The organism is Methylobacterium sp. GC_Met_2 (assembly GCF_026540795.1).
GTDB lineage: Bacteria > Pseudomonadota > Alphaproteobacteria > Rhizobiales > Beijerinckiaceae > Methylobacterium.
Genome location: NZ_JALNUM010000004.1, coordinates 26,394 through 38,895 on the forward strand (window position 1 = coordinate 26,394; position 12,502 = coordinate 38,895).

At 67.3% G+C, this 12,502-nt stretch carries 9 protein-coding genes; 4 read left to right on the forward strand and 5 right to left on the reverse strand.

Annotation, left to right across the window (positions count from 1 at the left end; all coding sequences use genetic code 11):
- Positions 1-219 precede the first annotated feature (219 nt).
- On the reverse strand, positions 220-1,395 hold the full coding sequence (locus OXS49_RS02635; protein WP_267421563.1) for a glycosyltransferase: 1,176 nt from the start codon (positions 1,393-1,395) through the stop codon (positions 220-222).
- Positions 1,396-1,897: 502 nt separating this feature from the next.
- Here OXS49_RS02635 and OXS49_RS02640 point away from each other — a divergent pair.
- Complete coding sequence (locus tag OXS49_RS02640) at positions 1,898-2,617, forward strand: HWE histidine kinase domain-containing protein (RefSeq protein WP_267421565.1); 720 nt, start codon at positions 1,898-1,900, stop codon at positions 2,615-2,617.
- A 55-nt stretch (positions 2,618-2,672) separates the two neighbouring features.
- Here the strand turns inward: OXS49_RS02640 and pucL are convergent, their stop codons facing one another.
- The gene (gene pucL, locus OXS49_RS02645) at positions 2,673-3,515 is read right to left on the reverse strand and encodes a factor-independent urate hydroxylase (RefSeq protein WP_267421567.1); all 843 of its coding nucleotides are present in this window, start codon (positions 3,513-3,515) and stop codon (positions 2,673-2,675) included.
- Between the two features lie 152 nt (positions 3,516-3,667).
- Here pucL and OXS49_RS02650 point away from each other — a divergent pair, with 152 nt between their 5' ends.
- From OXS49_RS02650 to OXS49_RS02660, 3 genes are read left to right on the forward strand one after another with little or no spacing between them, the layout of a single operon-like run.
- Positions 3,668-4,498, forward strand: coding sequence for an FAD binding domain-containing protein (locus OXS49_RS02650; RefSeq protein ID WP_267421569.1), 831 nt, complete (start codon positions 3,668-3,670; stop codon positions 4,496-4,498).
- Positions 4,489-7,233 (forward strand): molybdopterin cofactor-binding domain-containing protein, encoded by a 2,745-nt coding sequence (locus OXS49_RS02655; protein WP_267421571.1) that lies wholly within the window; start codon positions 4,489-4,491, stop codon positions 7,231-7,233. The genes OXS49_RS02650 and OXS49_RS02655 overlap by 10 nt, the downstream gene beginning before the upstream one ends.
- Positions 7,230-8,567 (forward strand): NCS2 family permease, encoded by a 1,338-nt coding sequence (locus OXS49_RS02660; protein ID WP_267421573.1) that lies wholly within the window; start codon positions 7,230-7,232, stop codon positions 8,565-8,567. The genes OXS49_RS02655 and OXS49_RS02660 overlap by 4 nt, the downstream gene beginning before the upstream one ends.
- Here the strand turns inward: OXS49_RS02660 and OXS49_RS02665 are convergent.
- The 3 genes from OXS49_RS02665 to OXS49_RS02675 form a co-directional block, all read right to left on the reverse strand.
- A complete protein-coding gene (locus OXS49_RS02665; protein ID WP_267421575.1) occupies positions 8,536-9,048 on the reverse strand; it encodes a PTS sugar transporter subunit IIA in 513 nt (170 codons plus the stop codon). The genes OXS49_RS02660 and OXS49_RS02665 overlap by 32 nt on opposite strands.
- A 103-nt stretch (positions 9,049-9,151) precedes the next feature.
- Entirely contained in the window at positions 9,152-11,869 is a 2,718-nt protein-coding gene (locus OXS49_RS02670; protein ID WP_267421577.1) for a sensor histidine kinase KdpD, read from the reverse strand.
- Between the two features lie 7 nt (positions 11,870-11,876).
- On the reverse strand, positions 11,877-12,494 hold the full coding sequence (locus OXS49_RS02675) for a K(+)-transporting ATPase subunit C (RefSeq protein WP_267421579.1): 618 nt from the start codon (positions 12,492-12,494) through the stop codon (positions 11,877-11,879).
- Between the last annotated feature and the right edge of the window lie 8 nt (positions 12,495-12,502).

A 12,502-nucleotide genomic window follows, 5' to 3' on the forward strand; every position in this document is an offset into this window, starting at 1 on the left:
GTAAGATACGGTCATATCCATTTCAGCCAACCGGCCTGTCCCTCTTTGATCCACCACGCATGCACCTTCATCACATTACGGGCGGCCGCTGGAAGACGAGGGTTAGAGGGCCGATAGCCGCTCCGGGGCAAGGGGCGAGAGGGGATCTGGCGCTGGTGGTGCGCCGGCGACCTTCAGCGATTCCCATCTTGAGGACTGTCGAATTTAATCGAAGCATATTCAAAGCGACGTTCGAAACTGCCAATGTGGCATGAAGTGCGTGTCATAAGATGATTTAGCAAAACCCCAGATCGGATCGACCATCTTACCCAGGGCTTCACCGGCCAAGCGCGCAATACGGGCCCGTACATCAGCGGGCAAATCCCCAGTCGTCAGCATATCCAAGCATGTTGATAAGCAGGGGCGCGTCTGACCGGTGTTGAACGCACTCACCGCATATTCATCTTGCAGACCATATTGGTAGATCCAGGGTTGCACAAAGAGATCGGATGCGTTCATCCTCGGCGGCATTCCAGCTTGCGCATAATGGAACGCGTCTACAAATTGTTGTTTCCTCCGGCAAAAGCGGCTGGCCCCATGCCGCGCTTCTGCCCGGCTCGGCCGTGTCGCGATCGCACGGTCGTATACGGCAAGTACCGCGGCGGTGGATTTTCCGAGAAACTCCATGATGTAAGCCGCGCTGAGAAGGCTTATGTAGACCTCCTCATCCCAGAAGCCCAGTTCTGCACGTTTCATGTAATATCTAAGTGAATTCTCAAACTCGCCGATGTCACGGTAGCTCTGCGCCAAATAAAACGTATAGCGCGCGATCAGAAACGGATCTTTTTCAGATTTCAGCGCCTTTTCCAAGAGAATCGCATCACGCCTATATGTTTCGTCGCCATCACAATGCCGCGCTCCGTCCTCTCCGCGCCGCATGGCGAGTGGCAGGGATCCCTGCCAAGTCGGCTTCGGACAATCCAGGAATTCGTGCACCACGCCTCGATAGCGCCAGGGATACGCGTTGTGGACCAACTGCGTGCGCGGGTAGCGCGTGAATCGGTCGAGGATCGTAAAGGTGTAAGACGGCGCATCCAGCTTCGGCAGAATGAACCCCGCCGGGACGACCAGTTCGTCGTCCGCGTCGATGATCAGCGAGTAATCCGCATGCGGGCGGGCCAAGCGGAGCGCCTCACTCCGATTGTGGGCAAAGTCGACCCACGGGCGTTCCACAAGGCACCCCGGTATGTCCGCCATGGCGGTCCGGATGGCATCCTGTGTGCCGTCGGTGGAACCGGTATCGACGATGATCCAGTGATCGATGATCGGTCTGACCGAGTCGAGGCATCGACCAATAACGTGCGCCTCATTTTTGACGATCATTGACAGACAGATCGTCTGCTTCGACGACTTCATGGTCCGCGAACCTTTTTCTACAAGATTAAATTACCCCGCAGTCTTCGATGGATCCTTTAGCTCCCAGCTTCAAATTTTGCAAAGCACGAGTTTTCTTTGTTTCGCCTTATCGATGCTTATCTTTTTGTAAAATTTAATATCGTCATTATAAAATGATGTCGATGCAACTCGCAATCTGTATGGATATAAATGGTCTAATGTTTTCGCCTACTATTCGCGCGAAATCAACATTGCGAGACCAAGCCCGCGGCACGCCTTTCATGATGCGGGCTGTAGCGCCCGCACGCTTCGTGAGCGGTCGTGTGGAAGGCGTGAGGCAGCGCCGCCGGGGTAGCGAGATCGCGAGTTCCAAAAGGTCGCACCGTCCACTCATGGCGCGCAATTGATTGTCCGAGCGCAAGTGGTTGACCGCATTTTTTGAACGCGTGATGGTCGCCCCGATATCACGCGCGTGTTCGGCGCCAGTCGCATTGTCGGGGCTTTCCGCCCGGAGAGGGCCTGCATGGCACAGGATCACGTGCGCGACCCGCGAGTTGATGCGCTCGAGGCGGACAACGCGCGATTGAGACGGCTCCTCAATGCGAGCGGTGCGTCCGACGGATTGCGCCACGGTCTGCGCGACACCATGGCGATGCTTCGTGCGGTGCTGCGTCTGTCTGCCGACACAGCGGAAAGCGTCGAAGGCTATGCCACCCATCTCGAAGGCCGGCTCGACGCGATCGCCCGCGCGCGCATCAGTCTCGACATGTCCGGCGGGATCAGCATGCATTCGCTGATCTCGGACGAGTTGATGGTCCATCTCATCCGCGAGGGCGATCAGGCGGAACTGGCGGGCCCGACTATCCGCCTCCGTCCGAAGGCCGGACAGGTGATGGCCCTGGCTGTGCATGAGCTTTGCAGCAACGCCGTCGAGCACGGCGTTTTCGGACTGTCCAAAGGCAAGGTGAACGTCGTCTGGTCGGTGGACACCCGCGATACGATGCAGCCAAGTGATCTGGTTCTGACCTGGAAGGAAACCGGCGGCACGGACGTCGCCCCGCCGACGCGGCGGGGCTTCGGCATGCAGGTCCTGAACGACATGCTACGCTACGAGTTGAACGCCCATATCGATCTCGCCTTCGAACCGGATGGCTTGCGCTGCACGATGCGTCTGCCCCTCGTGCAGCGGATCGGCAGCGTGATCGACGCGTCCGGATCCGACGAAACCGGCGCGCCGAACTGAGGAGACCTGCCGCCGACATCGGCCTACTCCCGGTACCGCCTGGCTCTGCGGCCGATCAGTTTCGCCGGCCGATCGTCGCCTCGATGCGGCCACAAGGCTCGTCGGTCGGCTGGAAGACGGCGCCCTCGTTGTCCAGGCCGAACGGCCTGAGATCGATCGGCAGATAATGCCTGTTGGGCATTATGAATGCGATCTCGGCCAGTTCCGGGACCTCGGCGAGCGCAGCTTCACCCATCCGGTACATGCTGTCCTGAACACCGCGGCTGTACGTGGTTCCGAAGACCCGGAGCAGGATGGCGAGGATTCGGGCATTCACGATCCCATATTCGGCCGGCTTGGTCGACCAAGACCACGTCGCGTCCATGCTCGTGGCGGCGATCCGGTCGGTCGTATCGGGTAGGGTACGATACCGGTCGTCGACGAAGCCGGTCCAGCCGGATTGCGTGGTCTTCATAAAGGTGAAATCGCGGAAGCCCGAGCGAAGCGTCGATCCGGTGCGCTCGGCGACCAGCCCCACATAGCCGAAGCCGTTGCCGTCGCGGGTGAAGGTGTGATCATGCGCCACGCCCCCGACGGCGTGGCGCAGCCACCGGGTCTCCTCGGCTTCGATCGAGACCGAGGCGACCTGCGGATAGCTTTCGATCAGCACCCGCGCCACCGCGGTGACGAACGCCTCGGCGTCGAGGGTGGGGTTCCGGGCCGCCGTCACGTTGACGATGTTCTTCACGCTGTCGGTGGCGATGCAGGCCCGGTTGTCCCCGTCGGTCCAGGCAGCGTCGAAGTCACCGGTCAACATCACCGAGAGCGTCAGCTCGCGCGGGACGTGGTGCGCGCCGTCGCGGGCGAGGCGCATCACCCGGACGCGTTCCTTTCCATAGCGCGCGGTGATCAGCGGCATCGTGGTCTCCAGACGATCGGCTTAGCAGTCGAGCTTAAGGCGCGACACGGTGCGATCCAAGCAGGGGTCAGGCCGACACGACTTGACCGGGCCGGCGGACCGGCACGCATAGTGCGTGGCCCGATGCTCTTCTTGCCCGGACGCCGTGCTGCATGGATCTCAACACCATCGAGACCGTCCTGAGGCCGCGCAGCCGATCCGAGCTGCCGTCGTGGCAGGCGGGTGATGCCTGTCTCGCGGGTGGAACGTGGCTTTTCTCCGAACCGCAGCCGGAAACCCGCCGCCTCGTCGACCTCGCGGGTCTCGGCTGGCCAGCGCACACGATCGGACCGGATGGCCTGACCCTCGCGGCGACCTGCACCTTCGCACAGCTCGACCGCCTCACGCTTCCATCCCACTGGCGCGCTGCGCCGCTAATCCCGCAGTGCTGCCGCGCGCTCCTCGGCTCGTTCAAGATCTGGGACACCGCAACCGTGGGCGGCAATCTCTGCCTCGCCCTTCCGGCCGGGCCGATGATCGCGCTGGCCGTGGCGCTGGAGGCGCGCTGCGCGATCTGGTCGACCGATGGCGCCGAGCGGGACCTGCCGGCCGTGGACTTCGTGCTCGGGCCCCAGCGAAACGCTCTGCGACCCGGCGAGATCCTGCGCAGCCTGCACATCCCGGCGGAGGCTCTCAGTCGGCGGACGGCGTTCCGGCGCATCAGTCTCAGCCCGGCCGGACGGTCCGGTGCCCTGGTGATCGGGACTCAAGACGCGCGCGGTGCCCTCGCGCTCACCGTGACGGCTGCGATCCGCCGGCCGGTCCATCTCGCCTTCGACAGTCGGCCCGACGACGCGACGCTGGCCCAGACCCTTGCCGCCGCGATCCCCGACGCGCTCTTTTACGACGACGTCCACGGCCGGCCCGACTGGCGGCGCCACGTTACCGGTCTCCTCGCCCGGGAGATCCGCGACGCGTTGCAGGGGGGCGGCGGATGCATCTGACGATCAACGGGAGCCGGTACGAAGCCGTGCCGCGGCCGGGCCAGTGCCTGCGAACCTACCTGCGCGAGGCCGGATGGTTCGGCGTCAAGAAAGGCTGCGACGCGGGCGATTGCGGTGCCTGCACGGTCCATCTGGACGGCGAACCGGTCCATAGCTGCCTAATCCCGGCTTTCCGTGTCGAGGGCCGGGCCGTGACCACCATCGAGGGGCTCGCCGGCCACTGTCACGCGGATGACGGCTTACCCGATACGATCCACCCGATGCAGGCGGCCTTCCTGTCCGCGCAGGGCTTCCAGTGTGGCTTCTGCACCGCCGGCATGATCATGACCGCGGCTGCCCTCGACCAGGGCCAGCGGCGGGATCTCGGCACCGCTCTCAAGGGCAATCTGTGCCGCTGCACCGGCTATCGCGCGATCCGCGACGCCATCTCGGGGATCGGCCACGCCGCGCTGGATTATGGTGGCGGCGATCCGGTGGGACAGAGCCTCCCGGCCCCGGCCGCGCTGCCGATGGTCAGCGGACGCGCGCGCTTCACCCTCGACATGCCACCCGATGACGCCCTCCACCTCAAGGTGCTGCGCTCGCCGCATGCCCATGCCCGGGTGGTGGCGATCGATGCGGCGGCCGCGCACGCGATCCCCGGCGTCGTTGCAATCCTCAGCCACGCGGACGCACCACCCGGCCGCTTCTCCACCGGCCGCCATCAGGACCCACGGGACGACGCCGCCGATGCCCGCGTGCTCGATCCGATCCTGCGGTTCGTCGGCCAACGCGTGGCCGCCGTGATTGCGGAGACCGAGGCGGCCGCAGAGGCCGGATGTCGGGCCCTGCGGGTCACCTACCAGATCCGGCCCGCTCTGCTCGATCCAGCCGTGGCGCTCGCATCCGATGCACCGCGGGTTCACGATCCCCGCGACGAACCCGGCACCGATGCGCCGCCCCTTGGGCCCCACCCGAACCTCGCCGCGGAGGTCCATGGCGAGGTCGGCGACGTCGCGGCGGGACTCGCTGCGGCCGACATCGTCTATGCGGACACCTTCCTGTCCCAGCGTCTCCAGCACGCAGCGCTGGAGACTCATGGCTGCATCGGCTGGCACGACCCCGACGGCCGCCTGACGCTGCGCACCAGCAGCCAGGTGCCGTTCCTGACCCGGGATGCCCTGTGCGAGCTGTTCGGCCTCGAACGGGATGCGGTGCGCGTGGTCTGCGGGCGGGTCGGCGGCGGGTTCGGCGGCAAGCAGGAGATGCTGACCGAGGATCTCGTCGCCCTGGCGGTACTGCGGACCGGCCGTCCGGTACGCTGGGAGCTGACCCGGCAGGAACAGTTCACCGCGACCACGACCCGCCACCCGATGCGGGTGACCGTAACGGTCGGCGCCCGGCGGGACGGGACGCTCACGGCCATCGACCTAGAAGTCCTCTCGGATACCGGCGCCTACGGCAACCATGCGGGCGGGGTGATCCACCACGGCTGCAACGAGGTGCTGGCGGCCTACGCCTGCCCGAACAAGCGGGTTGCCGGGCGCGCCGTCTACACCCACACCGTCCCGTCCGGCGCCTTCCGGGGCTACGGCCTGAGCCAGACGACCTTCGCCCTCGAATCCGCCCTGGACGAGGTCGCCCGGCGCCTCGGCATCGATCCGTTCGACCTGCGTCGCCGGAACGCCATCAGGCCGGGCGACCCGATGGTGTCGAGCAGCCTGGAGCCGCACGACGTGGTGTTCGGCAGCTACGGGCTCGACCAGTGCCTGGATCTGGTGGAAGCGGCGTTGCAAGCCGATCCAGGACCGGAGCCGGAACCGGGCTGGCGCGCCGGCACAGGCATGGCGATGGCGATGATCGACACGATCCCGCCCCGCGGCCACTTCGCCGACGCCCGGGTGAGCCTGGAGGCGGACGCTACCTACACCGTCCGGGTCGGCACCGCAGAGTTCGGCAACGGCACCAGCACGGTGCATCGTCAGATCGCGGCCTCCGCGTTGCGCGCCGATCCTGGGCGCGTGCGGATCCTCGCGGCCGATACGGATGCGGTCGGACACGACACCGGTGCTTATGGCAGCACCGGCACCGTTGTCGGCGGTCTGGCGGTGCTGCGTGCCGCCGAGGCCCTGACGGAGCGGATCCGCGCCCAGGCGGCTGAAAAGTCCGGCGAGGCCGTCGAGGCTTGTCGGCTCGACGGCGATAAGATTGTGACGCCTAGCGGTCCGCTCGCTCTTGCCGCAATCGGACCGCTGGCAGCGGACGGGCACGCCGACGGCAGCCCGCGTTCGGTGTCGTTCAACGTCCAGGCCTTCCGGGTGGCGGTCCGGCCGGAGACCGGGGAGGTGCGCATCCTGCGCAGCATCCACGCCGCCGATGCCGGGCGCGTCATCAATCCGATGCAGTGCCGCGGCCAAGTGGAAGGCGGAGTCGCGCAAGCGATCGGCGCGGCACTCTACGAGGATGTCCGCATCGACGGCGCGGGGCGGGTGATCACGCAGGCGTTTCGCGACTACCACATTCCCGCCTGCGCCGATGTCCCGGATACGCAGGTCCTGTTCGCCGAGACCCACGATAGCGTCGGCCCCCTCGGCGCGAAATCCATGAGCGAATCGCCCTTCAACCCCGTCGCGGCGGCGCTCGGCAACGCGATCCGAGACGCGACCGGGGCGCGCCTTACGGCGACACCGTTCGCGCCCGACCGGATCTACCGGGCCGTCGCGGCCAGCCTGAACGCGGACGGCGCCTCGACATGAAGCGGGATGCCATCGCCCCTGAGCCGTTGGGCAATTTTCTGGAGCGAACATTCCAGCTCTCCGAGCACGGGACCAACGTCCGCACCGAACTGCTGGCGGGCCTGACTACGTTCCTGACGATGGCCTACATCGTGTTCGTCAACCCCAGCATCCTGGCGGATGCCGGCATGCCCCGCAGCGCCGTGTTCGTGGCGACTTGCCTCGTGGCAGCCCTCGGTTCGCTGATCATGGGGCTCTACGCCAATTATCCGATCGCCCTCGCGCCAGGGATGGGGCTCAACGCCTATTTCACCTACGTGGTGGTGCAGGGCCTCGGCTTCGCCTGGCCCGCTGCCCTGGGGGCCGTGTTCATATCCGGCTTGTGCTTCCTGATCGTGACGCTGACCGGGCTGCGCGCGATCATCGTCGATGGGATCCCGCGCTCCATGCGCATCGCCATCACGGCGGGGATCGGCCTGTTCCTGGCGATCATCGCGTTAAAGAATGCCGGCATCGTCGCGGCGAGCCCGGCCACGTTCGTAACCCTCGGCGACCTGCATCGACCCGGAACGGTCCTGGCCGTGATCGGCTTCCTCATGGTCGCCGCCCTGTCGGCCCGGAAGGTCCGGGCGGCTCTGCTCTCCAGCATCCTCACGGTCACGGCCCTGAGCTTCGCTGTTGCGGGGAACGGCTTCCAGGGTATCGTCTCCCTGCCGCCGTCGATCAACCCGACGCTGTTCGCCCTCGACATTCCAGGCGCCCTGTCGGGCGGGCTGCTCAACGTGATCCTGGTCCTGTTCCTGGTCGAACTGTTCGACGCCACCGGCACGCTGATGGGGGTCGCCAACCGGGCCGGACTGCTCACCGAGGGCCGGATGCGCCGCCTCGACCGCGCGCTGATGGCCGATTCCGCGTCGGTCTTCGTGGGCTCGCTGCTCGGCACGTCGAGCACAACCGCCTATCTCGAGAGCGCCTCCGGAGTGGAGGAGGGCGGCCGCACCGGCCTGACTGCCGTGACGGTGGCGATCCTGTTCCTGGCCTGCCTGTTCTTCGCCCCGCTGGCGGCTGCTGTCCCACCCTATGCGACCGCGCCGGCGCTGTTCTACGTCGCCTGCCTGATGCTGCGCGAACTCGCCGACCTCGACTGGGACGATCGCACCGAGGCGATCCCGGCCTGCGTGACGGCGCTGCTCATGCCGTTCACCTATTCGATCGCCACCGGAGTTTCCTGCGGCTTCATCGCATACGCGGCGCTCAAGCTGTTCACCGGCCGGGCGCGCGAGGTGAAGCCGGTGGTCTGGGTGATCGCCGCGATCTTCCTGTTCAAGTTCGTCGTGATGGGCGGGGCGCATTGATCAACCCGGGGGCGTCGCGCCACGCCTCCGTGAAGCTCCGGCCGCTCGCCGCGGCATGCAGGCTCTGCCCGTCCCGGGCGCGACGCAGCGCGGCGGCGGTCTCGGGGTCGCGCAGGCGGCGCGCCACGCAGGCGAGGGCGTTCAGATTTTCGCCCTCCGCATCCGCGGGGAGCAGCAGCAGGAAAACAAGATCGACCGGCCGGTCATCGACAGCGTCGAAGTCGATCGGCTCGCGCAGCCGGGCCAGCATCCCGAAGGGGCGCCGGACGGCGTCCAGCCTGGCATGGGGCAGCGCGATGCCATCCCCGATCCCCGTGGACCCGAGATCCTCGCGTCGGAGCAGGGCCGGGAGGATCGCCGCAACATCGATCCCGAGCGTGCCGGCCGCCCGGCGGGCCAGATCGTCGAGGAGCGGCTTCTTTCCCGACGTGCGCAGACCGATCAGAGCGTTGGCCGGCGCAAGGATCTCGTCGACGGTCATGGCCGCGCAGGTCGTCCATTCGGAGGCATCGTGGAGTCCTGTTCGTCAGCATGTCGCCGCACCGCCGGCCCCCGTCGGCCGGACCCCAGGTTTATCATCGCGCTCATGCGGTGATGCCCTTCGAGGCGATCTGCGCTGGTATCGGCAGGATGATGCTGAAGCAGGCCCCGCTCCGGTCGCGGCGATTCAGAGCCGTGACCGTGCCGCCCATCGCCTCGACGAAACCGCGGGCGATGGCGAGGCCCAGCCCGGTCCCGGCCCGAACCCGGTCGCCCTTGCGGGCCCGATAGAACTTGTCGAACACCCGCTCGGTATCGGTCTCCGGCAGGCCATCCCCCTCGTCCAGGACTGTGAGATGCACCGCGCTCCCTTCGCGGACCGCCCGGAGCGTCACGGTCGAGCCCTCCGGCGCGTATTTGGCAGCGTTGTCGAGGAGGTTGACGAGAACCTGTTCGAACAGGACCGGATCGAGCGCCAACGTTGGCAGATCGGGGGCGACGTCGACCACGATGTGGTGCTTCGCCAGGACCTTCTGGGTCCGCCGCAGCGCGGTATCGACGGTCTCGCCGATATCCTGCGCCGAAAGATTCGGCGCCACCGCTCCCGCCTCCAGACGGGTCATGTCGAGCAGGTTGGCGATGAAGCGGTTCAGTCGTTCCGCTTCCTCGATGATAGTGCCCAGCAGCTCCGCTTTCGCGTCCGGCGCCAGGGCGGCGTCGAGGTCGCGTAGCGTGCTGGCGGCCCCCAGCACCGAGGCCAGCGGCGTGCGCAGGTCGTGGCTGATCGAGGTGAGCAGCGCCTGTCGCAGGCGGTCCGTCTCGGCGGCGCGCTCGGCCCGGTCGAGATCCTCGACGAGGCGGACCCGCTCGATGGCGAGCGCCCCCATATCGGCCAGCGCGTCGAGGAGGCGGCGAGCCTCCGGCGTCAGGATCGGCCCGGTCCCGTCCGCGTCGAGACCGATCACACCGATCGTGCCGCGCCCCGTGCGCATCGGCAGGAACAGGCGCTTCGCGCCCGGCAGCGTGTCGGCACCCCGGCCGGCCGGCCTGTCGTTGTCGAACGCCCATTGGGCCGCCGCCACGTCGGCCGCCTCCAGCATGTCCTCGGGTGGATAGCCGGCTCGGACGGTGACGGCCTTGCCGTCCGGCAGGAGCAGCACGACGCGGACCTTCAGCATCGCCGCGACCTGGGCGCAGGTCGCCCAGAGGACATCGTCCAGAGTCCCGCAGGTGGCGAGCTTGCGCGAGAAGCCGAACAGCCGCTCCGTCGCCCGCGCCCGCCCCTGGCTCACCACCGCGACCCGCCGGGCACGGGCCGCAAGGTTGGAGACCAGCACCGCCACCAGGGTGAAGAGCAGGAAGGCTGCGACGTTGGTCGGATCGGCGATGGTCAGGGTGTAGACCGGCGGCAGGAAGAAAAAGTTGTAGGCGAGCGAAGCCGCCACGACCGCGGCCAGCGCCGGACCGAGGCCCCAGCGCACCGCCACCGCCACGACGGCGGTGAGCAGGAACAGGTCGGCGTTCTCGATGCCCGCGTAGGGCTGCGCCAGGATGGCCGCCCCCAGACCGGCCGCGATGGCGGCCATGGCGATGCCGTAGGGCCTAATGTCGAAGCCGGAGCGCGGGGGCGCTACCGTGATCGCCCGGCGGGGCTGCCGCTCGTCCGGGACGGACTCGCCCCGGACAACATGAATGCTGATGTTGCCGCTCAGGCGCACGAGGTCATGGACCACCGAGCCGTTGATGAGTTCGAACAGCCATGACCGGTTCGCCTTGCCGACGATGATGTGGTTGACGTTGGCCGAGCGGGCGTAGTCGAGCGCGTCGTCGGCGATGCGCCGGCCGCCCGGCAGGGTGACGGCGTCGCCCCCGAGCCGGTCGGCCAACCGGAGGACCTCGGCGATCCGATCGCGCTCCGCCTCCCGGAGGGACGCTGCCCGGGCGCCTTCGATCACGAGCGCCGTCCAAGGCGCGTGCAGACGATCGGCGAGGCGCTTGGCGTAGCGGACGAGGCCCGACGAGCTGGCATCCTCATTCACGCAGACCAGCACGCGCTCGCCCGCCGCCCAGGGGCCCGCGATGGCATTGGCCCGCATGTGGCCCAGCAATTCGTCATCGACCCGGTCGGCGGTGCGCCGGAGCGCCAGTTCCCGCAGGGCCGTCAGGTTGCCGCGGGAGAAATAGTGCTTGAGAGCGCGCTCGGCGTTGGTCGGGACGTAGACCTTGCCGTCCTTCAGGCGCTGGATCAGGTCGTCGGGGTTGAGATCGACCACCTCGATGTCGTCGGCCCGGTCGAGGACGCCGTCCGGCACGGTCTCGCGCACCCGGATACGGGTGATGGAGGCTACAACGTCGTTGAGGCTCTCGACATGCTGGATATTGAGCGTCGTCAGGACGTCGATGCCGGCATCGAGCAGTTCCTCGACGTCCTGGTAGCGTTTCGGATGGCGCGAGCCCGGGGCGTTGGTGTGGGCGAGCTCGTCGACCAGCGCGAGCGCCGGCCGGCGGGTGAGCAGGGCGTCGAGATCCATCTCCTGCAGCACAGCGCCGTGATACGGCACGGGCCGACGGGGAATCGTCTCGAAGCCGTCGACCAGGGCCTCGGTCTCGGCGCGGCCGTGAGTCTCGACCACGCCGATCACCACATCGGTCCCGGCTTTCAAGCGGGCGCGCCCGATGGTCAGCATCTCGTAGGTCTTGCCGACGCCGGGAGCGGCGCCGAGGAAGACCTTGAGCCGTCCGCAGGTCCGCTCTTCCCGGCGCGCCGCTTCGAGGAGCGCGTCGGGGGAGGGGCGATTCGGCTCGCGACCGGGCTCGGGCATGGTTCCTCTATAGTGCGCCTGACGGGCGGGCGAGACCTTCGAGGGCGAGGTTCAGGGCGAGGACGTTTACGCGCGGCTCGCCGAGGAGCCCGAGCGAGCGGCCCTCGACATGGGATGCCACCAGATCGCGCAACTTATCCTCGGCGATCCTGCGGCTCTTGGCGACACGTGGCACCTGGAAATAGGCGGCTTCCGGTGAGATGTCCGGGTCGAGGCCGGACCCGCTGGTCGTGACGAGATCGATCGGCACCGGCGCGGCGGCGTTCTCGGACTTCAGCGTCGCAAGGTCGCCCTTCACCCGCTCGGCCAGAGCCGCGCTGGTGGGCCCGAGGTTCGAGCCGGAGGAATTGGCGGCGTTGTAGGGCGCCGGCACCGTCTTGGACGCGTCGGCGGGATCGGTCGCGGTGGTGGCCGAGGGGCGGCCGTGGAAGTAGCCGGCGCCGGTGAAATTCTGCCCGATCAGGCCGGAGCCGACGGTCGTGCCGCCCCGCTCGATCAGACTGCCGGCGGCCTTGGCGGGGAAGATCGCACCCGCGAGACCCGTCATGGCAAGGGGATAGGCGAGGCCGGTGATCACCGTGAGCGCGGTGAGCAGGACCAATGCGGGGCGAAGCTGTCTGAGCATGGTGGGTC